Source organism: Paenibacillus sp. S29, from assembly GCF_049319765.1.
Lineage (GTDB): Bacteria > Bacillota > Bacilli > Paenibacillales > Paenibacillaceae > Paenibacillus > Paenibacillus polymyxa_B.
This window is the reverse complement of sequence record NZ_JBMOUI010000001.1, coordinates 23,272-48,511: the sequence shown is the minus strand read 5'-3', so window position 1 is coordinate 48,511 and position 25,240 is coordinate 23,272. Positions and strand designations below refer to the sequence as shown.

Here is a 25,240-nt window from a genome sequence, read left to right as displayed (position 1 = left end):
TTTAAATGTATATCAATAGCTATATCATTCTTGTCCTACAAATAAATCGGAAGCACCTGATTCGTTTGATCGCGATTACGCCCAACCGAGAAAATAGCGATTGGGATACCTGTCAGATCAGACACGCGTTGTACGTAATTGCGTGTAGTCTCAGGCAGTTCCTCCAGCGTTTTCACACCAGTGATGTCTTCGCTCCAACCCGGCATTTCTTCATATACCGCTTCGCATTCCGCCAGCATTTTCAGGCTAGCCGGATAATGCGTAATCACCTCGCCGCGGTACTTGTAACCTGTGCAAATTTTCACCGTTTTCAGGCCAGTCAATACGTCCAGCGAGTTCAGGGAAAGACCCGTTAATCCACTGACACGACGGGCATGACGCACAACGACGCTGTCAAACCAGCCAACACGACGAGCACGACCTGTAACCGTACCGTACTCATGACCTGTTTCACGAATGTAATCGCCGACTTCATCGTTCAGCTCAGTTGGGAAGGGTCCATCACCTACACGAGTTGTGTACGATTTAGCTACACCGATGACTTGTTGAATCTTGGATGGTCCCACACCGGAACCAATACATACGCCGCCAGCCGACGGGTTAGAGGACGTAACGTATGGATACGTACCTTGGTCGATATCGAGCATAACGCCTTGCGCACCTTCAAACAGTACCTTTTGATTTGCGTCAATCGCGTCATTCAACACGACAGACGTATCGCCTACATAAGGACGGATAAATTCAGCATATTCCAGATACTGTTTCAGTATTGCTTCTACATCCAATGGCTCGCCGCCATATACTTGTTCAATCACTTGATTTTTTTCTTTCGTTTGATGGCGCAGCTTCTTTTCGAATTCCTCTGCATCCAGCAAATCAGCAATACGAATACCGTTACGTGCAGCTTTATCCATATAAGCAGGGCCAATCCCTTTACGGGTAGTACCAATTTTGTTAGGACCTTTGCGGTCTTCTTCCAGCACATCCAGCGTCATATGGTACGGCATAATCACATGTGCACGGTCACTAATGACCAGATTTTTTGTGGAAAAGCCATTATCATGAATGTAAGTAATTTCTTCAATAAGAGCGGCTGGATTTACTACCATACCGTTGCCAATAACACACTTTTTATCTTCATAAAAAACGCCGGATGGAATCAGGCTCAGCTTGTACTTTTTACCGTCAATGAGAATCGTATGACCAGCATTGTTTCCGCCTTGGTAACGGGCCACCACTTCAGCGCTTTCCGCCAGATAGTCCGTGATTTTACCTTTGCCTTCGTCTCCCCATTGTGTTCCCACAACGACTACAGTTGACATGTTTCATTCCTCCGTGGAGTGCCCACAGACACTCTGATTTTGAGCTGACACACTACGCATATCCGACTTCAACCGCCTGAGCGAGCAGATATGGAGCGTTCTCGGACAGCAGGAAAAAACGTCCGTCGCAGACATTCCGTAGGTTCGGAAAGCCCCGGGCGTAATGATCTCCCCACTGCGTTGAAGCAGCACTATAAGTGTAACAGCACCATTTTTTAAAGTCAAATAAAAAGCGAACATTATATTACATGAAAATATTATTGTTCGTAATTGAGAGTTTCATTCCTTATATGAAAATACGTGAATTCTATAAAAAAAGACCCTTTCGAGATCGCGAAATCCGCGTCGAAAGAGCCTTTTCTAATGATACTAATATGTTATCCGGCGAACGCATCCGAATGGGCACGCTCGTAATTAGCGAATTTATTATAATTTTTGAGAAAGACCAACTCTACCGTACCGACCGGGCCGTTACGCTGCTTGGCAATGATAATCTCAATAATATTCTTCTTTTCTGTTTCCTGATTATAGTAATCATCCCGGTACAGAAACGCCACGATATCAGCATCCTGCTCGATAGAACCCGATTCCCGCAAGTCACTCATCATCGGCCGCTTGTCTTGACGCTGCTCCACACCCCGACTCAGCTGGGAGAGGGCAATTACAGGCACTTCAAGCTCACGAGCGATTTGTTTCAATGTCCGTGAAATTTCGGATACCTCCTGCTGGCGGTTCTCGCCTGCTTTGCCTCGTCCGTGGATCAGCTGCAAGTAGTCAATTACGATCATACCCAGTCCCTTTTCCGCTTTAAGACGACGGCATTTGGCACGGATATCAGCCACAGTGATGCCGGGTGTATCATCGATATAGATTTCTGCCTCTGACAAGGCTGCAATGCCCATCGTCAGCTTCGCCCAATCGTCGTCGCCTTTAAATTCACCTGTCCGCATGACGTTCGCGTCCAGATTGGCCTCGGCGCAAATCATCCGCTGCACGAGCTGAGCGGCCGACATCTCCAGACTGAAGATGGCTACTGTCTCTTTTGCCCGAACTGCAACGTTTTGCGCAATATTCAGAGCGAACGCTGTTTTACCTACGGATGGACGGGCGGCCACAATGATCAAGTCATTGCGCTGGAAACCCGCTGTCATCTTGTCCAAATCAACAAATCCAGACGGAATTCCGGTCGTATTGCCCTTGTTCTGATGCAGCAATTCAACGCGGTCAAACACTTCCATCACGACATCGCGGATGGCAATAAAGCCACTACCTGAGCGCCCGTTGGATATCTCCATAATCTTGCGCTCAGCATCGCTCAGCATACCAGCGACATCCTCGCCACTGCTATAGCCTTCGCTCACAATCTGTGTAGCTGCACGAATCAAGCGACGAAGCATCGCTTTTTCTTCAATGATCTGGGCATAGTAATCCACGTTAGCCGCTGTTGGCACCCCGTGAGCCAGCTTCGCCAGATAACTGACACCGCCGATATCCTCTAGCTGTCCCTTGTCCTGAATTTTCGAGGTCAGCGTAACCAAGTCAATCGGCTGTCCGGATTCACCCAGCTCAATCATTGCTTCGTAAATCATCTGATGAGCCTTATCATAAAAGTCCTCGGTCTGCACCCGCTCCATTGCGGTAATCAGTGCTTCAGACTGGAGCAAAATAGACCCGATAACCGCCTGTTCAGCCTCCAGATTTTGCGGAGGAATCCGATCAAAAAATTCGCCGCCCATAATTATTCTTCAGTCACCTGTACTTTCAGCGTAGCTTTGACCTCAGGATGAAGCTTAACGGTCATTTGAGTCACGCCCAACGTACGAATCGGTTCTTCCAGCTCAATTTTGCGTTTGTCCAGCTTGATGCCAGTTTTAGCTACTGCCTCCGCGATTTGCTTGCTTGTAATCGCGCCGAACAGCCGTCCACCTTCACCAGCCTTCGCCTTGAGCTGAACCGTTGTCTCTTCCAGCTTTTTGCCGAGTGCTTGCGCCTCTTCCTTTTCCTCTTGCTTACGCTTTTCCTCCGCAGCATTCTGATTTTCCAGCGTCTTCATATTTCCTTCTGTCGCTGGACGGGCAACACCACGCGGCAACAGGAAATTCGCTGCATAACCGTCCGAAACTTCCTTAATTTGCCCCTTCTTGCCTTGGCCCTTCATATCTTTAATGAATATCACTTTCATTCAAATAACCCCTCTTCCCCATCAATTTCGGCCAGCACGTCGACCACTCTGCGCTTAGCTTCCTCCAGCGGGCAATCCAGCTGAACCGCCGCATTCGTCAGATGTCCTCCGCCGCCTAGCCGTTCCATGACGACCTGTACGTTCATGCGTCCGAGTGAACGGGCGCTGATCCCCACCAGGCCGTCAGGACGTTCACTGACCACAAAGGAGGCCAGTACATCCGTCATATTGAGTAATGAATCCGCCACCTGAGCAATCAGGAGCTGCGGTATTTTCTGTCCGGGCTCAGTTACCGCAATTGCGATATGCCCATATATCATTTTAGCATGCTTAATAATTTCCGCCTTAGCAATATATTCATCCAGGTCCTCTTTTAACATGCGCTGGATCATAACTGTATCTGCCCCGCTACGCCGTAAAAAGCCGGCTGCCTCGAATGTACGCGAGCCTGTATGCAGGGAAAAATGCTTGGTATCCACCGTAATCCCTGCCAACAGTGATGTTGCCTCCAGCGGTGTCAGTTGGACCTTCTCATGGATATATTGCAGCAGCTCGGTCACCAGCTCACAGGCCGATGACGCATAGGGCTCCAAGTAGATCAGAACCGAATCGTTAATAAATTCCTCGCCCCGACGATGATGGTCGACAACCACCACCCGACTGGCCGTCTGCACTAGACGCGGCTCAATCGTCATGGAGGCCTTGTGCGTGTCCACCACGACCAGCAGACTGTGCTCAGTCATTAGCTGGAGCGACTGCTCTGGCGTCAGGAGCGCTTGCGATAACTTCTCATCCTTGTTTACCTGCTCCATCATTCGGTCGATAGACGGATTAGATTTATCCAGTACGATATGTGCCTCTACATTGTAAAGCGCCGCAGCCTTCCACACACCGATGGCCGCTCCCACTGCATCCATGTCCGGTATTTTGTGTCCCATGATCAGCACGCGGTCGCTCTCCTGCATCAGATCACGCAGCGCATGTGCAATGACTCGGGCACGCACTCTGGTCCGCTTCTCGACAGCATTGGACTTGCCTCCGTAAAAGGACAGGCGTTGTCCCGCCTTCACTGCAGCCTGATCGCCTCCACGCCCAAGCGCCATATCTAGACTGGATTGGGCCAGCTCCCCTAGCTCCTTGATGCTCTCTGCACCGAAGGATAAGCCAATACTCAGTGTCATCGGTACTTTCAAATCCGCTGTCATTTCCCTTACGGTATCCAGAATGACGAATCGACTTTGCTCCAGCTCCTGAAGCGCTTTATGATTTAGCATAATGAGATAACGCTCAGAAGATAATCGACGCAAATAAATATTGTACTGATTAGCCCAGGATGTAATCTCGCTTGACACCTTCGCAATAAGCGCGGTACGCTGCTGATCGTCCATCCCCTGAGCAGCCTCGTCCATATTATCGAGCATGACGATACCGAGCGCCAATCGCTCGTTTTCATACTGCTTGCGTAGCACCGCCAACTCCGTGACTTCATACAAATATATCAGACGCTCATCGGGCACAATCAGAAACTGATAATGACGCTCATCATGCTGTAGCTCCACCTTCAGCTCACGGGCAGGCTCCTTTGTTTCCTTCTTGGTGCTTAGAGCACCTGCGAGTTGAGGAAACAAATCTTGAAGAGATTCACCAATCAGTGATTGCTCCTCGAACATCTCCCCGGCAAACCGATTGTGCCATTCTACCGTTCGATTTTCACTGTATAAAATGATGCCGAACGGCAATGCACTAATCGCTTCCCCTTCCACCCGCTTGATCCGGAAGGAAAGACCGCTGATATATTGATTCAGTTCCCGACGAAAATCCAATTCCGTCTTCAGCATCAGCCCGCCGAGCAAGAATGACAGCAGCAGTCCTATCACACCCAGTTCCCAGTTGTACATGGAAATACATATGACAAGCACCAGCAGCAGTAAAAACGCCCAGACCGTCTGATAGCCGTGCCAGCGTTTTTGTAGAAATTTAGGCATGACTGTTCACCCTATTTCTTTGATCTTGTAATAGCTTCACGCAGCGGAAAGGCCAAATCAATAATACCTATAATGCGGAGCGGCTGGAACACCAGAACGACGAGCGACAGCAGCAACGCAATCACCGGGCTCATTTTACGGCTATGCGTCCAGAAGTATACAAAACCAATCGTCTGGATAATAAAACATGCATGAATCAGCGGTAGCATACTAATGGAAACCATTTGAATCCAGCTGCTATCGGAAGACCCTGCTATCCATTCAATTACAATTGCCAGCAGATAATACCAGATCAGTGCGCGCGGTAGCCTCCACTCGCGGGCAGGCTTCATTTTGCGTACCGGTACGTCGAGACTGCTCAATGCCGGACGTGCCAAAGCATGCGTAATCACCGCCAATATGAACGAGGTCACGATCAGCACATACGGAATTTTTCCAATCAGCATTGTGCCGAGTTTCTGCGTATCCTCTGCCGTCCAATTCATGTTTGAAAACATCGGATTAGCACTCAAAACCTGCTGTACAATACTTGCCGATATCGCAGCCTGATCACGAAGGTACTGCGAAAGATCAAATCCAAAGGAATACGTAGCGATAAACAGAACAACCAACAACTCGGCTAAAATAATGCCCATTCCGGTCATCAACGCTTGAAAAGCAGGTCCTCCCTTTTTATAAATCCGTCCCATCATTATTGAAGGAATCAGAAAATAAATCGCAGGGAGCAGCGAATACACATCGAGTAGCGCTATAATTAACAGCACCGGTATGACGTGGACCAGAAATCCTTTGAAAGGCAGCGATGAAAACAATACAGCGCCAGGCACAATCAGCAAAAATACGGTAATGATTCTTAATGGTGTCAATAGAGTCAGCAGCAGAAGCAAATAAATGACGCTCCATGCTACAGTTGCCAAGCGGAATTTCAACGTTTTCACCTCTTACGCATATGTTCTTCCAGTGCGGAAATGTCCTGATACCAATCCTCCAGCTGGTGTCCTTCTTTTCTGTGCTTTCTTAGCTTGTCGATGAGTAGATCATCCAATTCACGGTAAGACACTCCAAGGCGCCTCCCCAAAATATAACTGCTCATCACCAAACTCGCCAAACAATCACCGATGCGGGCTGTACTGCCTTCCCACATCGCCTTAAACAGACGGGAGACTTGGTCAAGCACCTCTGTTTTAAGCCATTCAATAACCTTGGCTCGTTTAACTACATCCATTTCTTTAGGCATATGATGAAGAGTCACACCCCTCTGAAAAAGCTTTATTCTCCATTATAGCATATCCTATTCTGAAAATAACTGTTACCCCATAGGGTAAATCGTTATTTTCGGAGCAGCTTTTCTGCTTATTTTAGCTTGAAGTATTAAGCGATTCCCTGGATACAAATTTTTCACAATACTCAATAATCTGGCTGCGACGTACAATGCCAATAAACCGTTCCATATCATCTACGACGGGCACAAAATTCTGTACCTTAGCCAAATTAATTAAATCCTCCATGTTCGCGTCAATGGATACGGGCTTCATCGTAACCCGCAACGGAACGTCCTTAAGCATGAACTTAGAAGCGTTTTCAAAGGTGATTTTCCCCTCGGACTCTTTCATATGCCACAACAGATCACCTTCTGTAACCGTACCTGTATATCTACCTTCTTTATCCAAAATAGGAACCGCTGTAAAACGGTGATATTCCATCCGTTCCAACGTTTGCCGTAAAGTAGCATCCGCCGTTACACAAGCAACTTCCTGTTTGGGAAGCAAGAAAAAAGCGATATTCATGAGAAACGAATCCCCCTCAAAATCAAATATAAATCCATTGATTATTCACTGAATGTCCTGCTTGTCGGGAAGCCTCAGCGTCTGCGGGGTTGTATCGGAATCTAGCCAGTTGGCAATCATGAGTCTGGCATATTCAAGTTCCTGTTCATTAGCCCGGTCATAATACAGGCCCTTCTTCTTGAACCCTTCCCCCGTAATCGTAAAACTTGAAATTTGTGGATTCCCCTGCGAAATAGCTTGCTTGCCAAGCCCAGTAATAAAAGTAGGTTCCATATCGGTTTTAAAATTGGCTCCCATAATATCGAGCAGCTCCGGGATCTTGGTAATTCCGTTGATATTCAGCAGCTTATCCGCCATAGCGTTCAAAAATATTTGCTGCCGTTTTGTACGGTTGAAGTCACTATCTTCCCGATATCTAACATAATACATGGCTTCTTCACCATTATAAAGCGGCTTGCCCGCCTCAATACGGAACTTGATATGCAGCGGGTTTTTATTCTCAATGGGCTTGTCGATTGGAAGCACAACTCCACCCACTGCATTCACCGCCTCCTGAATACCCTGGAAATTAATCGTAGCATAATAATCGGCCTTATGCTCCATCAACTTCTCTACTGTAGCCATGGACATATCTTCGCCTCCGAACGCATAAGCATGCCCCAACTTATCAAAATCATCCTCGCCATCGCGATTCGGATCATGTCCGGCAATCTGTACGTACGTATCCCTTGGAATGGAAACCAAAAGCACACGCGATTCCGCGGGCCGTACTACTGCATACATAATCGTATCCGAACGACCACGCGCCTTTTCATTTGGCCTTTGATCTGTACCCAGTAACAGCACCGAAAAGGGTTCCTTACGGTAAGCAACTGTCTCTTGCTGCTGCTGTTCCCCGGATTGTCGCGGCTGATAGGATTTCTCCAGCTTGCTTTCCAACGTCGGTGATACAAACCAATCAAAAGCCACCAGTGTCAGCTGTTTGCGGAACAGGTAGCCTCCCACTGCAATCAAAAATAAAACAATACATGAAATATATAGAGCGGTAAACCTCTTTTTCTTTTTGGGCTTTCCACTGGTCCTTCTCTTATGTCTTCTCTCCATAACAGGTACCTTCCTTCTTTTCGTCACAAATCCCATCTCTTCATTAAACCAAATTGGTCCCACATGAAGCTGAAACTTCCCTTCAAAGCATAAAAGGTCTACTACCTTGTTGTCAAAAGTGTCATGGCGTGGTCAGCTCCTCGAATTCATACCAAAAAAGGCTTCGACCTCACGGTCAAAGCCCCAATTCATGTTTATATCCGTATCCTATGTAGCTTTCAAAGTCATTTTTCGCCTTAATGTGGAGCCAGTTTCACCAAATTTTGCAGTCTCACCGGGAAAGAAGTCGACAGGGAAAAACCATAATCGAACAACTTCCGTGTCTGCTCAAAACGCTCTTCCTTGCTCGGTGCACCCAGCACCACAGCAACTAGCCGTCTTCCATGCTGCTCAGCTGTGCCCGTGAAGCAGTATCCAGCGTCGCTTGTGTACCCTGCTTTCAGTCCGTCCGTTCCCGCGTAAGAGTACGGTCCAGCCAAGGAAGGCAGCATCCAGTTCGTATTACTAATGTAGATGCCTTTATCCTTCAACTCCATTTGCGTACGACTGGACGTTCTCAAAATCTCCGGGTGTGACGTAATCAAATAGGAGGCCAACTTTGCCGTGTCGCTTGCTGTCATTTTCGTTTCTCCCTGAATATCCTCAGGGTGATTCGGCCCCAGTTCACTCTGACCTGCCCCAGACGCATTGCTAAAGCGACTATCGGATGACAACCCGATTTGGGCAGCTTTCCCATTCATACGCTTCACAAAAGCTGATTCGTTCCCTGCTGAACGCTCCGCTAACGCGACAGCGGCATCATTCGCTGAATACACAACCATACTCTGGAACAATTCGGATACGGTCATCCTTTCACCATACCGGAGGGAGAGATTTACACCGCCCACTGTACTGGCGTAACGGCTAATTCGCACTTCATCATTCCAGCCTAACCGTCCGGCCCGAATATCCTCCAGCACCAATAGCTCAGTCATGAGCTTGGACATATTTGCGGAAGGCATAGGCGTATCACCATTCACATCCATCAGCAATTCCCCAGTATGCATGTCCATCAGCACCGCAGCCTCTGCATCCACATTCGGCTTTCCGATCAACAGGCGGGGTCCAAGCGTAATAAAAATCAATATAATAAGTACCGGGACGACAATAGCCCAACGTAACCAATGTTTTTTCATCATCGTAATAACCTCCATACTTTATTAGACGATGAAAAATCCATTTTGTCTGCAATTTTTCGAAAAAAAGATACAATTTTTTTACCTTTTTTATTCCACGCCAAAATATCCGTCAATTCTGCTTTCAGGATGACGGATATTTTGCTTCCTAATTATTATATTTTAGGCAAAGTGACAGGCTACAAAATGCTGATCGCCCGCATCGTGGTATACCGGAGTCTCTGTTTTACAACGTGCTTCTGCCATAGGACAACGTGTATGAAACTTGCATCCTGAAGGCGGATTGGCCGGAGATGGGATGTCTCCTTTCAACACAATCCGTTGTCTCTTGATCGTGGGATCGGGAATCGGTACAGCCGATAGCAGCGCCTTCGTGTACGGATGAAGCGGATTACTGAACAGTTCCTCCTTGGAGGAAAGCTCTACCATTGAACCCAGATACATCACACCAATCCGACTACACAGATGCTCGACTACACTTAGATCATGCGAGATGAACAGATAGGTCAATTGGCGTTCCTGCTGCAAATCACTTAACAAGTTAATGATCTGGGCCTGAATAGACACATCCAGAGCAGATACCGGCTCGTCAGCCACAATAAAATCAGGATTCAAAATCAAAGCCCGTGCAATCCCGATCCGCTGGCGCTGACCGCCAGAGAACTCATGCGGATACCGATCATAATGATACGAGGACAGCCCGCAAATGTTCAGCGTTTCATTGACCTTCTTCCGCAGCTCACTACGATCAATCAACCCGTGATCCAGCAACGCCTCTCCAATGGCTTCACCGACCTTAATTCTCGGATTCAGTGAGCTAAAAGGGTCCTGAAAGACGATTTGCAACTTCGGACGAAGCGCACGGATCTGCTCTTTGTTTAACGCGTGCAAGTCTTCGCCTTTATATCGTACCGATCCCTCTGTCTTATCCATCAATCTGAGAATCGTACGTCCAATCGTACTTTTGCCGCAACCCGATTCTCCTACCAGACCGAAGGATTCACCCTTATGAATGTTAAAGGATACGTCATCGACTGCTTTCACATGTCCGACAGTACGCTGAAAAATTCCGCCTGTGATCGGGAAATACTTTTTCAGCCCTTCCACTTGAATCAAAGGCTCGCTCATATCCGTTGCCCTCCTTCTTTCTCATATAGCCAGCAGGCAACCTTATGACCATTCTCCTTTTCATTCAAGGGAGGAGCCTGATCCTTGCAAATTTGCATACAATGGGCGCACCGATCATGAAAATGGCAATTTTCCCCCAGCTCAATCGGGTTTGGAACCTGTCCTGGGATGGAATAGAGTCGATCCATTTTCTGATTAATGACGGGCTTCGCCTTTAATAAGCCTTGAGTATATGGATGTTGCGGATTTTTAAACAGCTCAATGACAGGCGCCTCTTCAATGACGTTTCCAGCATACATAACAACCACATAATCAGCCATTTCTGCCACGACGCCCAAGTCGTGCGTGATGAGCATAATGGACGTTTTAAGCTTATCCTTCAAATCCCGCATTAAATCCAGAATCTGTGCCTGAATCGTAACATCCAGTGCCGTTGTCGGTTCATCCGCAATCAATAGCTTCGGATTACAGCTTAATGCGATGGCAATCATGATCCGCTGGCGCATACCGCCACTCAATTCATGAGGATAGGAATGAAATATTTCCTCTGAACGTGAAATCCCCACCAAATTAATCAGCTCAATTGCCCGAGCATGTGCTTCTTTTTTACTCATTAATGTGTGCATCAGCAATGGCTCCGTGATCTGTTCCCCAATCGTAAGGACGGGATTCAGAGAAGACATGGGCTCCTGAAAAATAATCGAGATGTCATTGCCGCGAATTTGCTGCATTTGACCTTTATTGAGTTTTAGGAGATCCTTGCCCTCAAACCAGATTTGTCCGTCTGAGGTGTGGGGAGAATCAATCAACCGCATCATCGTCATCGCTGTTACACTCTTACCGCAGCCTGATTCTCCTACCACACAGAGCGTTTCACCCTCACGAATTTTAAAACTGACGTCATTGACCGCTTTGACAGTTCCGTTAGAGGTATGAAAGTGGGTTTTCAGGTTACGAAATTCAATCAAAGCATTTTCCATAAACGTTCGTCTCCTACTTCTTCATTTTAGGGTCCAGCGCGTCACGCAAACCGTCGCCAATCAGGTTAATCGCTACAACGGTAATGAGAATACACATTCCCGGTGGGACCCATATCCAAGGTCGTTTGCGGAAGTCAATCAGGTTATTCGCAGCCGATATCATATTCCCCCACGAAGGTGTAGGCGGCACAACACCGATTCCCAAGTAACTAAGTGCAGATTCTGTAATAATCGCACCCGCTACTCCAAGCGTAGCCGTAACAATAATGGTAGGAATCGTGTTCGGCAGCAGATGTCGGAATATTTTGCGACGGTCTCTCAAACCTAGCGCTTCCGTTGCCTGCATAAACTCCTGTTCACGCAGCGTAAGAATCTGCCCCCTGACCAGACGGGACAAGCTCGTCCAGCTCAGGACCCCGATAATGAGCATCAGAAAATAAATGCGATTCGACGGATCAACCTTCAAATCCGACAGAACAGCACCTAAAATAATAAGCAGCGGTAATGTAGGGAGTGCCATGAAAATATCGGCAATCCGCATAATAACTGTATCCACGCCTTTACGATAAAACCCTGCCAGCGCACCCAGCGTCGCTCCGATCATGACCGAAATAAACGTGGCCACCAGCCCCACCGTCAAGGAAATACGGCCGGCCAGCATTGTACGCAGCAAAATATCTCTACCAAACTTATCTGTACCAAGCCAGTACTTAGCATTAGGCGATAAATTTTTGTCAGCTAGCTTGTAATCATCTAAATGATAAGGTGAAATCATCGGTCCAAAACTACAAATGGTAACCATCAGAATTAATATAACGAGACCAGCCAAAGCCAGACGGTTTTGGTTAAAACGGCGAACGGCGATTCTCCATGGAGACGCTTCAGGACGGATCGCCGCCTTTTGATTCGTTTCAATCGTGACTGTTTCTGCGGACAATAGTATCCCTCCTACTTCAAGCGAATTCTTGGATCTGCCATGCCATACAATACATCAGAGAGCAAATTACCGATAAGCGTAAGTACCGCTAGGAAAATCGTGAAGCCCAACATAAACGGATAATCCCGCATACTGATCGACTCCAGATAGACCTGACCCACACCCGGCCACACAAATACCTTCTCCAGAATCATCGCTCCACCAAATAAGGCCGGAAGCTCGAAGCCGAGTAGTGTGATGGCTGGAATCAGTGCATTGCGCAGTGCGTGCTTGAAAATAACCGTACGTTCCTTCAGGCCTTTGGCGCGTGCGGTACGAATATAATCCTGACGAATGACCTCAAGCATGCCTGTACGGAAATACCGGGTCAGACTTCCTGTGCTCAGCATCGTAAGTACGAGTGTCGGCAGGAACATATGCTTGAGAACATCTACCATATAAGCCCATGAGCCTGGCTCCATCCCTGCTGTGGTCATGCCCCCAACCGGGAGAATTCCCCACTCCAGGGCAAATATCTTGATGACCAATAGACCAATAAAAAATGAAGGCAGCGACATACATAAGAAAATGAATAATGTGACAAACTTATCGAATAACGAATATTGAAACTTGGCTGAAAATACTCCTGCAATAACCGCAATCAACCAGCTAAATATAAGACTAAAAAAAGCGATAATAAATGAGTTCCATACATAATTGCCAATGACCTTCGTTACCGGCTGCTTATGCTGTAATGAATCCCCCATATTCCCCTTTAACATATTACCGGCCCATATAAAATAGCGTTGGTATTCCGGTTTATCCAGCCCGTAGATATGTCGTAGCTGCTGCGCCTTTTCGGCCGTCATATTCGGGTTCTGCTTGGCTGTAATATAATCACCCGGCACCATGGCTGAAATCGCAAATACGATAATGGATATGCCAATAAGTGTGGGGATGAGTTGCAGCAGTCTTCGAATAATGTACTGCTTCATATTCATTCCTCCAGACGAATAAAGTGATATGCCCAGCTCGTGAGAGCTGAGCATACGGTTGGCAACCCTTATTGAGCGATCTGAGCGTTATGCAGAGTGAACTCAAAATCTTTGTATGGTGTAATTTCCAAGCCGGTTACACGTCCATTAACTGGCCACATATCTCTGCGTTGGTACATAAAAATAGTTGGCAGATCCTTGTTCAACTCTTGATAGAGCTGTTTGTAAATCTGTTTGCGTTTCTCTTGATCCAGCTCATGCTTACCAGCAAGCGTTAGTTCATCGACCTTCTTATTGGAATAGCCGATATCATTTTGTGCACCATTCGTAATAAAAGTCGTTGTATCCGGGTCTGGAGTTAAGCCCCAAGCCGCAAAGAACATATCAAACTTGCCTGTGTCCTTTTTATCCATAATGGCGTTAAAATCTAAAGTTTCGGAAGTCAGCTTGATGCCTAGCTCCTTATAGTTATTGGACATGATCGGCAGTAAGGCCTCTACTACTGGATTATCAGCGGTCGCAGAGAAGTTGATGGTCAGCTTTTCTCCATCCTTTTCACGAATTCCGTCAGCACCAACCTTCCAGCCTGCCTCATCCAGCAAAGCCTTCGCCTTAGCTGTATCAAATTCATATTTGTTGATACCTTCATCCGTATAAGACCAAGATTCTGTAGATTGTGGAATGTTAATAACATTCGCATATGGACCATATACACCCTGCACAATCTCCTTGCGGTTTAAGCCAATCGTTAGAGCCTGACGTACTTTAGGGTCCTGAAATTTCTTTTCCTTGTGATTAAACGCTATATATCCATAGCCATTTGTCGGCATAATATTCACGTCCAAGAAGCCTAGAGCCTTTAATTCCTCTACATTGTCTTCCGTAACTGTGATGTTGTCCATGTCCGTTTCGCCCGTTTGCAGCATAGACAGGTTCGTTTCTTCTGTTGTTGTTTTGAAAATAACCGATTTCACCTTAGGTGCGCCTTTAAAGTAGTTTGGATTCGCATCCAATACGACTTGTTGACCTGGGGAGAAGCTCTTCAGTACATACTGACCAGAGCCGATCGGCTTATTATTAAGCGCCTTGATGCTGTCCAGGTTACCCTTTTTGAACCCTTTTCCGTAATAAGCTTCTGGCATAAAGTATTGCTCACCCAGAAAATCCTTCGTATACGCTGTTGCTTCTGTAACGGTGACCTCTACTGTATTATCATCAATGACCTTGATCCCCGAGATATCATTTGCTTTGCCATCGTGATATTCTTTACCGCCTTTAATCTTAAAAGACAATACATCGGTTTCTCCATCATAATTCGGATCATGCAGCACCTTAAGAACAAAAGCATAATCCTTCACGGTTACTGGAGTACCGTCACTATACTTCACACCTGGTTTCAGATGGAATGTGTATTTTAGACCATCCGGCGATACATCAACCTTTTCAGCCAAACTATTTTCATATGTACCATCCGCCTTCACCTGTAAGAAGGAATCAAATACTGTTCTGACTACATATAAATCGTAAGTCGTTTGCCAGAATAGCGGGTTGAATACCCCTTTAGGTGATGTCATACCTACTACAATGTTATCTTTCCGATTAGTCGCTCCCGGAGGGTTTTGCGACAGATCAGTTGCTTTAATAACGCCCTCCGTAACAGGTGCACTTGCTTCATTTCCCTCTGTTTTATTGCCCGCATTGCCTTGCTGTGGCTGTGCCTCATTGGCACCTCCGCTACATCCTGCAAACAGAACACCAACGATCGTAAGCATCATAAGCAAAGAAACCCATTTCTTCGTCTGCATCATCCTGTTAATCCCCCTTAGTCGGTTCTTTATTTAACAGCCTGTCTCATTCCTGCGGTGATTCGTTAAAGCTTGAGGTTTGAAAATGAAGTTTGCACATCCTCCTTACTGTCTTTAATAGCGTAAACACGTGTTTTAGACCTCTGGTCAATTTTGTGCGTTAACAACCATTACATTTTTATTAAGGTTTATCTTAAGTGTAAAATAATATCACGTCAATATCTTTTTTTATGTAATATAAAAATGCAAAATATCTATTTATGTAAACTTTATGAATTTTACTTGTGGAAAATGACAAAAAACAAGATTACATGTAATATAAAATAACATTCCGGAAGGCCGAAATGTTTACTCTGGCGAGTCGAGGAGCTTGCAATTTCACAAGCCATTAAAAGGTATGCTATGGTTTATGGGTAAACATGGATTGTATTATTAGTAAGTTACAATAGATGGCACTTGTTGTCAATATAAAAGATCACAAAAAAAAGACATTCCCGGGATCGGGAACGTCTCTTTTTTCCGCCCACTACTATTCAGTAGTGTAAGGAAGCAATGCGATTTGACGGGAACGTTTAACAGCGATTGTCAACATACGTTGATATTTCGCGCTTGTTCCAGTCACACGACGAGGAAGAATTTTTCCACGTTCGCTGATGAATTTTTTAAGCAGGTCTGTATCTTTATAGTCAATGTGAGTAATTTTGTTCACAGTGAAGAAACATACTTTACGACGTTTGTTGCGACCACCACGACGAGCTGGTCTTTTGTTATCGTCTCCGCCTTCTCTTTGTCTGAAGCCCATTCTTTGTCAGTCCTTTCCCAATTAAAATGGTAAATCATCATCCGAAATATCGATCGGTTTTCCGTCATCAGAAAAAGGATCCTGATTGTTTCGCGAGTTATTATTCCCGCGTCCACTATTGCTGTTACCGCCTCCGAAAGGAGACTCCTCACGCGCAGCTCCACCGCTATTGCCGCCACCGTTACCGCCATCGCGGTTAGATTCCAAGAAACGCACATTATCAGCTACAATTTCAGTCACGTATACACGTTTTCCTTCATTGTTCTCATAATTACGCACCTGAACACGGCCTTCAACAGCCGTTAAACGACCTTTGCGAAGATAGTTAGCGCATGTTTCAGCAAGCTGACGCCAGGTTACGATCGGCAAGAAATCCGCTTCCCGTTCGCCGCCTTGACTCGTAAACGGACGGTCTACAGCCAGGGTGAACTGGGTTACTGCTACACCAGACGGTGTATAACGCAGCTCTGGATCTTTGGTCAAACGACCGATCAGAATGACACGGTTCAACAATCCAATCCCCTCCTTTGAGCGTTGTTCATTACATAATCACGTACAATAATTAAGCTACGTCGTTCGTAATGAGATAACGAATTACTTCGTCAGAAATTTTCATGATACGCTCAAGCTCAGTAACAACAGCAGGTTCTGCTGTGAAGTTTACCAGAACGAAAGAACCATCACGGAATTTCTTGATCTCATACGCAAGACGGCGTTTAGTTACATCGTGACTCGTAATTTCGCCACCGCCGTTAGAGATGATACCTTGGAATTTATCGACTGTCGCTTGAACAGCTTCTTGTTCAATGTCAGGACGAATAATATACATCGCTTCATATTTGCGCATTCTTTACACCTCCTTATGGACATAAGGCCCTCAATCTCAGTTGAGAGCAAGGAACGAGCCTAAGCTCGCACTAAAACAGTTTACCAAATCGAGCAACTGAATGCAACCTACAAATTCAATACACAAGCCTAACACGGCTAAATACACTGCATATCATTAGCTTTATACAATTTTATAAAACATCAAAAATTTCGCATATATATTTCGCATATATAAAGGAAATCATTTGATTCACTCACTATCTGTATACCCGATTTCGCATGTTTCTGTTCAAGACAGCGCACAATAACCGTTGCAGTTCAAATTCATTTATCTAAGGAGGCACCACTGTATGGGTGAAAAGACTGAGTTCGAACCAGGGGATAAGGTCCCAAACGACGGCGTATACATGGAGGTCGGAGAAAAGAGCTTCCATACTGAAATCCAAAACCCACAGCAAGTAACGCTGGAAAGAGGCGATTCTTTTCCCGAGACCGCCAACCATAATCGCAAATGGAAGAAAAAAACGAAAGCTCGTGTCCACTAATGTATATTTCCTCGGAATCCTGGCCATATTATGATTAGGCGATACAACAGAGAGGTGTGGTTCCGTTGGATGACGTAGCCGGACAAACTGTTAGGAGATCCATTCCGGGCATTAGAAGCGTTAGGTTTGTGTAAAAGGACACTGTCTTTTCAACACGGTATTGCTTGTCAGTACACCGAGTTTCATGATGTGATTGGACAGATCGTATCCTGTTAAAAATGTATCGCCTACGATGGAGGACCTTTGTGGTCCTCCTTTGTTGCATTATCGGACTTTTTGCATATCCTGGTAAAATGCAGATTAATTCAGCTCCTTCTGCTAGAATATATCCAAGTACAAAGACCTACTATCTACGGAGGTTTAAAGATGAGCTATTCTCGAATATTAAAGTGGATATCAGGTATATTCGAATTGGTGCTTGCCGTACCGATTGTGGGGGGAGCTATTGTCATGGGGACCGGCTACTCGGCTCTGGGATTTATGCTTGTCCTGCACGCAGTAACACTTATCCTGTCGTTACGCAATCAGGAAGCGATCTACGGCTCCGTATGGGGAGTACTCACTTCTTTGCTGGCCTGGATACCCTTTGTAGGCTGGGCTCTCCATTTGATTGCAGCGATCCTTCTGATGATCTCTGGCTCAAAAAAAACAAAACGCTATCATTACCCGCCTAACCAGCTATAACAAAAAGTGCTCCTAACGGCAATGTTTTTCTGCTGTCAGGAGCATTTTTTCTTGAAAGACAACATTCAGAAGGAACAACCTAACCCTTGTCTTTTACAAGGTCGAGCTGTATATCTCCCCTTTCTCGCAGACACAGCAATTCATCGAACAGGAAAGTTAGACCGCTTTTGTCTCTCCAGTTTCTGATGATGTCCGTCACTACCTCTATCAAATCACGCTGAATCCCCTCTGCCAGTTGTAATCCTGCACTGTCACCATCAATGAACAAATGTGTGTGTTCCAGCTGCTCCAACTTGCGCACCTGGCGCAGACATAGCACATCATTGTCCAGATAGAAGAAGTAGCATCCTTTATATAGAACCCCTTCAAATATCTCATACATATGCGGCAAATCATACGGTCCGTATACCATCGAAGCCCATTCCAATCCCAGCGATTTACTCATACATCGCTTTCCTCCTTCTCCCTTTATCCATTTTAGTTATTAAACTAATTAGAGAATAATTTTTCAATTTGTACGCTTATACGTACGACATGTATCCCAATTATATTGTACGCTTATGAGTACAGTCAACGGTTTTTAAAATAAAAATAGGAGTGTGTGGGATGAAGGTAAAAGTGATGCTTGGCGAGTTGATCAAAGCGAGGGGAATTTCTCTAAATGAATTGTCTCATAAGACTGGTGTCCGCAGGGCAGCACTATCTGAACTTGCGAACGAGAAGAGAGAAAACATAAACTTCAAGCATATTGAAGAAATTGCAGATGCGTTAGACATAACAGACATCCGTGAAATAATCACTCTTATAGATGAGAAATGAAACAGGAAAAAGCAGAATTCGTACTCACACACGGCTTGCGACGCCTTACTGATTTCGAGTCACGTAGTTGACGATAAAGGTCCGTTAATCCCGTGCTGTGTCACCTGTCAACGTTTAGCTTGCAGTCACATAGCGAACTGATTACGTTAACTCTAGGCTGTTTGAATTAGTTTCTTCTATTATAAGAGCACGCGTTTACGAAGCTATCAAGCGAACACACCTACAAACAAAGAAAAACGCAAGCCTCCAAAGAGACGAGCGCTTAGATTATTGTTATATCAGTTTACCTCCGAGTTAAAATATTGACTAAATTACTTTCGCACCGTCTTCCAAGGACCTGCACGCGGGTCCTTGGAAGACGGTGTAGCCTCGTTGTGTTAAAGCGTTTTTAATTCAAACCTTTGTATTCCGAAAACAAACAATTTCGGAATCGAACCAATGTTAGAAATGTGGTTTCATTTACGCACTTTCTTTATTAAATACGCAACCAGATATCCTAGTGCTACTACCCCTGTACTTATAAAGCAAACTATTAAACCATTTACTTCTACTTTTCCACTAAATAAGTATATAGCGAAGAGTCCGGTAAAAAATGTGAGGATCAAGTTTGTTACAAAGTTTTTCAAAATTAACAATCCTTTCTAAAAAAGATGTATACAAATAGAATATTTGTATGGTATTCTATGGAATGTAATTGAAATTATATCATATTATTAGGAGGTAAGTGGAAAAATGAAGAAATTTGTATCGGCTTTTATGGCAACAATCATGCTAATGCTTGTTATCACCACTTCAGCAGCACTAGCAGCGAAATCAAATGAAATACAGGAAAGGTCAACCGGTGAACTCAGTCAAGAATTAATTGACAAAACAAATCCTTACATAAAATTACAGTCACAAAGATTTACTTTAAGTGAAGAGGCTTCAAAAAATTTGTCTGAAGATGAACTTGGGCTCGTTAATAAAGCATTGGATTCGGCAAATGATCAAGCAAAGAATATTCCAGATGATGTAACAGTTACCGTAACGGATAAAAACAGTTTAAAAATAGCACCTTCTAATTTCTCTACAGCTTCTATTAATACTTCCTCCTATTGGGATTATGAATTGCTTTGGTGGGGATACCGTATCTTTCTATCTCACCAATTAACACAAGATATCAAAGAAAAATCCCTTTACATAGGGGGAATTGGAGCAATAAGCTCAGGAAGTCTTAATGCTATTCTTACGTCTTTGGGTCTACCAGGTTGGATAGCTAATATTGTCGTAGGGGTATTTATAGTCAAAGGTGCTACCATTGTTTATGCAGATAATGGAAGAGGGGTTTATATTGATGCATTTTGGGCTGTTGACCCTGCTAGCCAGGTAATAAACTTCGCTTTATCTAAAGTCTATGGTGCTTGATAACTCCTAAATTTCATTTTCTTGTCTTGTTGAGGTGAAAAAGCGTGAAATAAAAATCCGGTAGAGGTGCACTCTCTCCGGATTTTTGTTGTTTTTGAGAAAGATATGGGTTAACTCAAATGAAGTTATGTAAGAGAGAAGCCTTACCCAGCCCCGTTGAACGTCGAGTATAGGCCAGTCCCGATTAACGCGTACAAAACCATATCAACGCCGATTTGCCACGTTCCGAAATCCGGTGCGACTCCGTACTTTTCGAGAACTTGATACGCAAGGCCGACGAAGGCTACGATTGATCATTCCATTTGCAATGTACGCCGTTATTAATCCAGACTCAATCATACAAACTAATATACGTTGTTAGATGGATTTCAACATACCAAAATAATTAAATATAATGAATTGCTGTTGTGTCATTAAGCAATTAGCTGTAAAATATAATTGACAAAAGAAAGAAGCCGTAGTGGCAAGACGCACGGCTCCCGTTTATAAAATTATCTGTAGAAGTAGCCTAGTCCCCGCCAAGAGATAGGCTATTTTCTTTTTTGTACTCTATTTTCTTCGCGTTTTTGCTTAAATGTAAATATAGAGATGACGACGGCTAACAGTGTCAAAACAAACATTCCAAAATTAATCATTAACGACACAGACTCGAAAACACTCATTCGCAATTCCTCCATGCCGTGCGTCTTGCTTATACAATTATACAACATACTTCCGCTAAACCCTAGTATCACTCTACTATAAATTTCATTTTATTTCCGCAGTCTTGATAACAGAGAATATTTCCGATGCTCATCCGCTAAACTTCCCTCGCCAATCTATACATACTTCCGCGTTGTTACAATATCTGCGTGTCCCATTAACTTCTGTAGATGAAATATCTACATTCCATTCTCAGCCGCCATAGTAGCAAAATTATGCCTCAACACATGCGGTGACATGGATCGACCGAGCTTTGCCTTCTCCGCGTATTTATCGAACGATTTCTGAATCGTCTTTTCACTTAGTTGATGTCCGTAATTGGTTGTGAATAAGTATGGCGTGTCAAAATGCTCCGCTGTCTCTGTGGACAACTGTTTTAGTAGCCGAATTGTAGTTGTGGATAACGGTAAAATACGCGATTTACCGTTCTTATTCTTTACCGCCGGCAGCACGATTTGTTTCCTCACGTAGTCAACCTCGGACTTTTCTAACGCGCACCCTTCCCCGAGACGCATTCCGCAATCCAATATCAGTGTCATTATTATATAGTCACGCCATTGCGCCCATTGTCTTTGATCGGGAGCCTTCATAAAGCGTCGCAGCTCGTCTTCTGTTAACGGCATAACTGTATTGACGTCTTGGCGCATTAGAGACAAGTTTGCGACCGGATTACGGTTAATAATGTCCTCATCGTATAACACATTAAAGAACGTCTTTAGCACACGTATACGCACGTTCATAGACGCCGGAGAAAGCCCCTTACGCTCTTTATCGTAGTCCGCCTTAAATGGATGGCCCGCGTAGTATTCCTTATCATTAGCGCACCACAAGACGTATTCGCGCAGCATCGCCACCGTCACGCCGTCAATCGAAATATCTCCGTACCTCTCTGCGACCCATTCGTTGAAATAGCCCATGTTCTGTATGTAACCCTTGATCGTCCGTTCCTTTAAGTTATTACTTTAACAACGAAATCAAGCGCATCCCCCAGCGAGTACGAGGGCGTCCATTTTACTACGACTGGGTCGCGTTGAGTAATCGTCTTTCTTCCGGTTCTCTTATCCATACTAAAAAACCTCCTACGCATGGTTAGCGTAAGAGGTTAACGGAATCATTTAGGTATATCGGAATCATATAGCTCAATTTCGTGTAAAAATCGTATAGCTTTCGATCCACATATCGTACTGTAAACGTTGATACAGCGCGATTTATTATAGTGGCGGAAAGAGTGGGAGTCGAACCCACGCACGCCTTGCGACGCCTAACTGATTTCGAGTCAGCCCCCTTAGACCTCTTGGGTACCTTTCCGCAGCAAGGATAATTATATCATCATTGCAACTGTGACGCAAGCTGATTCTGGTTCATCGCCATTCATCTTTCTTGGCTCAATTTGCTTCTGTGTTTTGCTCGTCGGCATTAGCCTTTGATCGCAGCACTTTCTTCATATTCTTTTCGAACTTGGCACGCGGAATCAGCACACTATGCTGGCAACCGACACATTTGATTCGAATATCCATCCCCATGCGGATAATTTCCATTTCATTTGTTCCACACGGATGAGGCTTCTTCATCTGTACAATGTCCCCTAGTTCAAATGACTTACGCTCCACCCTTCTCTCCCCCTTTTCTTCCTTGTTCATCTTCTTTTTCTAGGGTTATCGCTGTCTCCAAGGCTGCCTGACGATGTTCCTCATCCTCTAGGGCCTTCTTGATGTTATTCTGAATATCACGCTCTACCACGGCCCCTGTATTCGGCATACATTCTGCCACAACACGCACAATATACTCTGAGGTAGTCATGGACTGAACCCCTAACACATCCGGTATATTAAGTATCTGTACATTGGACTCTTCAATACCTTGGATTGCTTGTTTTACCAAACCAACTGCTTCCTCTAGGCTACGCTCGGCCTTCATTGGCACATCCACTACCGCTAACGCGTTGGACATAGAGAAGTTCGTTACCGTTGTAATTGAGCCGTTTGGTAAAATGTACACCTCACCCTTCCAGCTCACCAGTCTGGTTGTACGCAGCCCGATCATTTCCACTGTACCCTTGAAAGTACCTGTCTGAATGACATCTCCTACGGCAAATTGATCTTCAAAAATAATAAAGAATCCGGTAATTACATCCTTAACCAAACTCTGTGCCCCAAAACCAACAGCCAATCCAAGCACTCCAGCTCCAGCAATCAGAGGGCCGAGATTAATACCCATTTGCGATAGCACCAGCATAATCAAAATGAAATTAAATACAATATTGGTTACATTTTTCAACAGTTCCCCAACAGTCGTTAACCGTCTTGTATTCAATCGGAACCTGCCGTTATCTCCCTTTTGTTGCATCGACTTATCTATAATTTTATTAATAACTCGAATAAAGATACGTGTGATGATAAAAATAATCGCTATTTTCAAAATCACAAACAAAAGGGTCGACCACATCGTACTATCAGTGAGCCATTTCCATACAGCATCCTTCCATTGAATCGCATCTTTCACTACGTCATCCGTACCTACATTACCGGCCAACCAATGTATTAAGGTCATGCTGTACTCCTCCTTAAACAAGGGAACTACTCTTCCTGCTTCCCGAATTCTATTCCTACTATATAAGCTTATCTACTGACTTCAAACATATGGCTATGAATAATCTACTTCCTTCGAGTATAAAAACACAAGTTTATCCATATACTAGCTACTATCTTGAGCATAAATGTTACCCGCAGGCTAAATGTTATTCTCCAAGGTACAGCGAGCGTAACCCGCACACTCCATTACAGAGCGAAAGGAAGATTCCATGACTCATCCATCTGACTTCATTCCGGGGCAAGAACCCCTAAGCTTAAAAATATCACACACAGATCCCGGGATCCAATCAGCCATCATCCATCGTCTGCTGTTCCATCTGCACCAGGCGCCGAGTCTGCAAAATATCGTCATTATTTGCATCGGCACTGACCGTTCTACTGGAGATTGCCTGGGTCCGCTCGTAGGTACGCATTTAGCACGCTACAAAAGCCCTCTGTTTAACCTATACGGTACATTAGAGGAGCCTGTACATGCCATGAACCTGCAAACGACGCTGAACGGCATACAAGACCGGTATGAACAGCCTTATATCATTGGTATAGATGCATGTCTTGGACAAACCTCCAGTGTTGGATGCATTCAGGTTTCAGAAGGCCCTCTCAAGCCGGGAGCAGGCGTAAATAAAGAATTACCGCCGGTCGGCGATATCCATTTGACTGGTATCGTTAACGTCGGCGGCTTCATGGAATACTTCGTGCTACAAAATACGAGACTAAATTTGGTAATGAAATTATCAGATATCATTGCTGGTAGCCTATACTCCGCGATTAAGGAGTGGCATTACCGTTCTGTCCTGCTTGCTGCGCAAGAGTAACGGCTTCTTTTTCTTCAGGTGATAAGGAATAGGTGGATTGTCCCGCTTCTAGAGGCTTGGCATACACATATGAACCATCTCGGTTATAAATGCCGGTTAATACCATACCATCCTGATTGTCGTCTACAATAGCCAGAGAGAAGCTTAAATCACTTCCTCTCTCACCAAAGGCATTATAGCGTTTAATGCCTATATGTCCCTTCAAGCCAGTCAGTTTGCTGCGTAGTGATTTCATACTTGCACGATGGGTTTCCTGCTCATCCTCAATCGAATCCATCTGTACCTTCAAATCAATCAGCAGCGTTTCCAAATTCTCGACACCGCTGCCTGCCATCATGGTTTCATACTTTCGCCGCATCTTCTTCAGCTTTGCACCCTGCACGATAATAACAATCAACAGGATGAGCAAAATAAGCACGATCCCTGCAACGATTCCGGCAAGCTGTTCCATGATTAGTCCATTCAATTCAGCCATATGCTTGCTTCTACTCCTCTACCTCAAAAATCATGTACCTGCATACTTATATTTTATACGTTTGAGAACAGCGAAACAAATAACACAAGGCTATTAGTTTATCCATCAAAACCATTCTAATTCCTGCAATTCCAGACAAAACAAAGACATATCTCACTTTCCATTTTGCACAAGGAGACATGTCCATATTTCAACA

At 44.8% G+C, this 25,240-nt stretch carries 28 protein-coding genes and 1 tRNA gene; 5 read left to right on the top strand and 24 right to left on the bottom strand.

Annotated features, from left to right (window positions below):
* Positions 1-35: 35 nt before the first annotated feature.
* The 17 genes from ACL9RM_RS00245 to rpsF all read right to left on the bottom strand — a co-directional run bounded on the left by ACL9RM_RS00245 (position 36) and on the right by rpsF (position 17,028).
* Entirely contained in the window at positions 36-1,322 is a 1,287-nt protein-coding gene (locus ACL9RM_RS00245; protein WP_029518946.1) for an adenylosuccinate synthase, read from the bottom strand.
* Between the two features lie 377 nt (positions 1,323-1,699).
* Positions 1,700-3,058, bottom strand: a complete 1,359-nt coding sequence (gene dnaB / locus ACL9RM_RS00240; protein WP_013373892.1) for a replicative DNA helicase — start codon at positions 3,056-3,058, stop codon at positions 1,700-1,702.
* 2 nt (positions 3,059-3,060) lie between these two features.
* Positions 3,061-3,504 (bottom strand): 50S ribosomal protein L9, encoded by a 444-nt coding sequence (gene rplI, locus ACL9RM_RS00235; protein ID WP_013312788.1) that lies wholly within the window; start codon positions 3,502-3,504, stop codon positions 3,061-3,063.
* On the bottom strand, positions 3,501-5,489 hold the full coding sequence (locus ACL9RM_RS00230) for a DHH family phosphoesterase (RefSeq protein WP_039272108.1): 1,989 nt from the start codon (positions 5,487-5,489) through the stop codon (positions 3,501-3,503). Before ACL9RM_RS00230 ends, rplI begins: the two co-directional genes overlap by 4 nt.
* An 11-nt stretch (positions 5,490-5,500) precedes the next feature.
* Positions 5,501-6,418 (bottom strand): DUF2232 domain-containing protein, encoded by a 918-nt coding sequence (locus tag ACL9RM_RS00225; protein WP_039272110.1) that lies wholly within the window; start codon positions 6,416-6,418, stop codon positions 5,501-5,503.
* 5 nt (positions 6,419-6,423) lie between these two features.
* The gene (locus tag ACL9RM_RS00220; protein ID WP_013312791.1) at positions 6,424-6,726 is read right to left on the bottom strand and encodes a MazG-like family protein; all 303 of its coding nucleotides are present in this window, start codon (positions 6,724-6,726) and stop codon (positions 6,424-6,426) included.
* A gap of 121 nt (positions 6,727-6,847) precedes the next feature.
* A complete protein-coding gene (locus tag ACL9RM_RS00215) occupies positions 6,848-7,276 on the bottom strand; it encodes a CBS domain-containing protein (RefSeq protein WP_013312792.1) in 429 nt (142 codons plus the stop codon).
* Positions 7,277-7,321: 45 nt separating this feature from the next.
* Positions 7,322-8,380, bottom strand: coding sequence for an LCP family protein (locus ACL9RM_RS00210; RefSeq protein ID WP_250267083.1), 1,059 nt, complete (start codon positions 8,378-8,380; stop codon positions 7,322-7,324).
* 236 nt (positions 8,381-8,616) lie between these two features.
* Positions 8,617-9,558 (bottom strand): D-alanyl-D-alanine carboxypeptidase family protein, encoded by a 942-nt coding sequence (locus ACL9RM_RS00205; RefSeq protein ID WP_061830438.1) that lies wholly within the window; start codon positions 9,556-9,558, stop codon positions 8,617-8,619.
* Positions 9,559-9,717: 159 nt separating this feature from the next.
* Positions 9,718-10,683, bottom strand: coding sequence for an ABC transporter ATP-binding protein (locus ACL9RM_RS00200; protein WP_250267085.1), 966 nt, complete (start codon positions 10,681-10,683; stop codon positions 9,718-9,720).
* A complete protein-coding gene (locus ACL9RM_RS00195; protein WP_149034876.1) occupies positions 10,680-11,663 on the bottom strand; it encodes an ABC transporter ATP-binding protein in 984 nt (327 codons plus the stop codon). The genes ACL9RM_RS00200 and ACL9RM_RS00195 overlap by 4 nt, the downstream gene beginning before the upstream one ends.
* A 13-nt stretch (positions 11,664-11,676) precedes the next feature.
* The gene (opp4C, locus tag ACL9RM_RS00190; protein WP_250267086.1) at positions 11,677-12,600 is read right to left on the bottom strand and encodes an oligopeptide ABC transporter permease; all 924 of its coding nucleotides are present in this window, start codon (positions 12,598-12,600) and stop codon (positions 11,677-11,679) included.
* Positions 12,601-12,611: 11 nt separating this feature from the next.
* Positions 12,612-13,574 carry an ABC transporter permease gene (locus ACL9RM_RS00185; RefSeq protein ID WP_061830440.1) on the bottom strand — a complete coding sequence of 321 codons (963 nt, stop codon included), beginning with the start codon at positions 13,572-13,574 and terminating at the stop codon, positions 12,612-12,614.
* Between the two features lie 68 nt (positions 13,575-13,642).
* Entirely contained in the window at positions 13,643-15,382 is a 1,740-nt protein-coding gene (locus ACL9RM_RS00180) for an ABC transporter substrate-binding protein (protein ID WP_165178321.1), read from the bottom strand.
* Between the two features lie 526 nt (positions 15,383-15,908).
* Positions 15,909-16,181 (bottom strand): 30S ribosomal protein S18, encoded by a 273-nt coding sequence (gene rpsR / locus ACL9RM_RS00175; RefSeq protein WP_013312800.1) that lies wholly within the window; start codon positions 16,179-16,181, stop codon positions 15,909-15,911.
* A 21-nt stretch (positions 16,182-16,202) separates the two neighbouring features.
* On the bottom strand, positions 16,203-16,694 hold the full coding sequence (ssb, locus tag ACL9RM_RS00170) for a single-stranded DNA-binding protein (RefSeq protein ID WP_013312801.1): 492 nt from the start codon (positions 16,692-16,694) through the stop codon (positions 16,203-16,205).
* Positions 16,695-16,743: 49 nt separating this feature from the next.
* A complete protein-coding gene (gene rpsF / locus ACL9RM_RS00165) occupies positions 16,744-17,028 on the bottom strand; it encodes a 30S ribosomal protein S6 (protein WP_013312802.1) in 285 nt (94 codons plus the stop codon).
* Between the two features lie 331 nt (positions 17,029-17,359).
* Here rpsF and ACL9RM_RS00160 point away from each other — a divergent pair, with 331 nt between their 5' ends.
* Together ACL9RM_RS00160 and ACL9RM_RS00155 are read left to right on the top strand one after the other, a co-directional pair.
* Positions 17,360-17,554, top strand: a complete 195-nt coding sequence (locus ACL9RM_RS00160) for a YjzC family protein (protein WP_013312803.1) — start codon at positions 17,360-17,362, stop codon at positions 17,552-17,554.
* 366 nt (positions 17,555-17,920) lie between these two features.
* Positions 17,921-18,238, top strand: coding sequence for a hypothetical protein (locus tag ACL9RM_RS00155; RefSeq protein WP_013312804.1), 318 nt, complete (start codon positions 17,921-17,923; stop codon positions 18,236-18,238).
* 79 nt (positions 18,239-18,317) lie between these two features.
* Here the strand turns inward: ACL9RM_RS00155 and ACL9RM_RS00150 are convergent, their stop codons facing one another.
* Positions 18,318-18,683: a hypothetical protein gene (locus tag ACL9RM_RS00150; protein ID WP_250267087.1), complete on the bottom strand. Its 366-nt coding sequence runs from the start codon at positions 18,681-18,683 to the stop codon at positions 18,318-18,320.
* 161 nt (positions 18,684-18,844) lie between these two features.
* On the opposite strand from ACL9RM_RS00150, the gene ACL9RM_RS00145 reads away from it, so the two are divergent.
* Complete coding sequence (locus ACL9RM_RS00145; RefSeq protein ID WP_250267089.1) at positions 18,845-19,057, top strand: helix-turn-helix domain-containing protein; 213 nt, start codon at positions 18,845-18,847, stop codon at positions 19,055-19,057.
* A 732-nt stretch (positions 19,058-19,789) separates the two neighbouring features.
* Positions 19,790-20,461, top strand: a complete 672-nt coding sequence (locus tag ACL9RM_RS00140; protein WP_250267090.1) for a hypothetical protein — start codon at positions 19,790-19,792, stop codon at positions 20,459-20,461.
* Positions 20,462-20,991: 530 nt separating this feature from the next.
* Here ACL9RM_RS00140 and ACL9RM_RS00135 read toward each other — a convergent pair.
* The 5 genes from ACL9RM_RS00135 to ACL9RM_RS00115 form a co-directional block, all read right to left on the bottom strand.
* Positions 20,992-21,123, bottom strand: a complete 132-nt coding sequence (locus tag ACL9RM_RS00135; RefSeq protein WP_414125917.1) for a putative holin-like toxin — start codon at positions 21,121-21,123, stop codon at positions 20,992-20,994.
* A 219-nt stretch (positions 21,124-21,342) separates the two neighbouring features.
* Positions 21,343-22,080 carry a tyrosine-type recombinase/integrase gene (locus tag ACL9RM_RS00130; protein ID WP_250267091.1) on the bottom strand — a complete coding sequence of 246 codons (738 nt, stop codon included), beginning with the start codon at positions 22,078-22,080 and terminating at the stop codon, positions 21,343-21,345.
* Between the two features lie 300 nt (positions 22,081-22,380).
* A tRNA-Ser gene (locus ACL9RM_RS00125) sits at positions 22,381-22,471 on the bottom strand.
* A gap of 77 nt (positions 22,472-22,548) precedes the next feature.
* Complete coding sequence (locus tag ACL9RM_RS00120) at positions 22,549-22,773, bottom strand: DUF951 domain-containing protein (RefSeq protein ID WP_025723137.1); 225 nt, start codon at positions 22,771-22,773, stop codon at positions 22,549-22,551.
* Entirely contained in the window at positions 22,763-23,713 is a 951-nt protein-coding gene (locus ACL9RM_RS00115; RefSeq protein WP_235306825.1) for a mechanosensitive ion channel family protein, read from the bottom strand. The genes ACL9RM_RS00120 and ACL9RM_RS00115 overlap by 11 nt, the downstream gene beginning before the upstream one ends.
* A gap of 250 nt (positions 23,714-23,963) precedes the next feature.
* On the opposite strand from ACL9RM_RS00115, the gene yyaC reads away from it, so the two are divergent.
* The gene (gene yyaC / locus ACL9RM_RS00110; RefSeq protein WP_051717975.1) at positions 23,964-24,569 is read left to right on the top strand and encodes a spore protease YyaC; all 606 of its coding nucleotides are present in this window, start codon (positions 23,964-23,966) and stop codon (positions 24,567-24,569) included.
* On the opposite strand, the gene ACL9RM_RS00105 is transcribed toward yyaC, so the two are convergent.
* Positions 24,523-25,044: a DUF4446 family protein gene (locus ACL9RM_RS00105; RefSeq protein WP_061830444.1), complete on the bottom strand. Its 522-nt coding sequence runs from the start codon at positions 25,042-25,044 to the stop codon at positions 24,523-24,525. The genes yyaC and ACL9RM_RS00105 overlap by 47 nt on opposite strands.
* Positions 25,045-25,240: the final 196 nt, after the last annotated feature.

Coding starts and splice junctions, on each gene's coding strand:
- ACL9RM_RS00245 (WP_029518946.1), bottom strand. CDS start 1,322: ATGTCAACTGTAGTCGTTGTGGGAACACAATGGGGAGACGAAGGCAAA.
- dnaB (WP_013373892.1), bottom strand. CDS start 3,058: ATGGGCGGCGAATTTTTTGATCGGATTCCTCCGCAAAATCTGGAGGCT.
- rplI (WP_013312788.1), bottom strand. CDS start 3,504: ATGAAAGTGATATTCATTAAAGATATGAAGGGCCAAGGCAAGAAGGGG.
- ACL9RM_RS00230 (WP_039272108.1), bottom strand. CDS start 5,489: ATGCCTAAATTTCTACAAAAACGCTGGCACGGCTATCAGACGGTCTGG.
- ACL9RM_RS00220 (WP_013312791.1), bottom strand. CDS start 6,726: ATGCCTAAAGAAATGGATGTAGTTAAACGAGCCAAGGTTATTGAATGG.
- ACL9RM_RS00215 (WP_013312792.1), bottom strand. CDS start 7,276: ATGAATATCGCTTTTTTCTTGCTTCCCAAACAGGAAGTTGCTTGTGTA.
- ACL9RM_RS00210 (WP_250267083.1), bottom strand. CDS start 8,380: ATGGAGAGAAGACATAAGAGAAGGACCAGTGGAAAGCCCAAAAAGAAA.
- ACL9RM_RS00205 (WP_061830438.1), bottom strand. CDS start 9,558: ATGATGAAAAAACATTGGTTACGTTGGGCTATTGTCGTCCCGGTACTT.
- ACL9RM_RS00200 (WP_250267085.1), bottom strand. CDS start 10,683: ATGAGCGAGCCTTTGATTCAAGTGGAAGGGCTGAAAAAGTATTTCCCG.
- ACL9RM_RS00195 (WP_149034876.1), bottom strand. CDS start 11,663: ATGGAAAATGCTTTGATTGAATTTCGTAACCTGAAAACCCACTTTCAT.
- ACL9RM_RS00185 (WP_061830440.1), bottom strand. CDS start 13,574: ATGAAGCAGTACATTATTCGAAGACTGCTGCAACTCATCCCCACACTT.
- ACL9RM_RS00180 (WP_165178321.1), bottom strand. CDS start 15,382: ATGATGCAGACGAAGAAATGGGTTTCTTTGCTTATGATGCTTACGATC.
- rpsR (WP_013312800.1), bottom strand. CDS start 16,181: ATGGGCTTCAGACAAAGAGAAGGCGGAGACGATAACAAAAGACCAGCT.
- rpsF (WP_013312802.1), bottom strand. CDS start 17,028: ATGCGCAAATATGAAGCGATGTATATTATTCGTCCTGACATTGAACAA.
- ACL9RM_RS00160 (WP_013312803.1), top strand. CDS start 17,360: ATGGGTGAAAAGACTGAGTTCGAACCAGGGGATAAGGTCCCAAACGAC.
- ACL9RM_RS00155 (WP_013312804.1), top strand. CDS start 17,921: ATGAGCTATTCTCGAATATTAAAGTGGATATCAGGTATATTCGAATTG.
- ACL9RM_RS00150 (WP_250267087.1), bottom strand. CDS start 18,683: ATGAGTAAATCGCTGGGATTGGAATGGGCTTCGATGGTATACGGACCG.
- ACL9RM_RS00145 (WP_250267089.1), top strand. CDS start 18,845: ATGAAGGTAAAAGTGATGCTTGGCGAGTTGATCAAAGCGAGGGGAATT.
- ACL9RM_RS00140 (WP_250267090.1), top strand. CDS start 19,790: ATGAAGAAATTTGTATCGGCTTTTATGGCAACAATCATGCTAATGCTT.
- ACL9RM_RS00135 (WP_414125917.1), bottom strand. CDS start 21,123: ATGAGTGTTTTCGAGTCTGTGTCGTTAATGATTAATTTTGGAATGTTT.
- ACL9RM_RS00130 (WP_250267091.1), bottom strand. CDS start 22,080: ATGGGCTATTTCAACGAATGGGTCGCAGAGAGGTACGGAGATATTTCG.
- ACL9RM_RS00115 (WP_235306825.1), bottom strand. CDS start 23,713: ATGACCTTAATACATTGGTTGGCCGGTAATGTAGGTACGGATGACGTA.
- yyaC (WP_051717975.1), top strand. CDS start 23,964: ATGACTCATCCATCTGACTTCATTCCGGGGCAAGAACCCCTAAGCTTA.
- ACL9RM_RS00105 (WP_061830444.1), bottom strand. CDS start 25,044: ATGGCTGAATTGAATGGACTAATCATGGAACAGCTTGCCGGAATCGTT.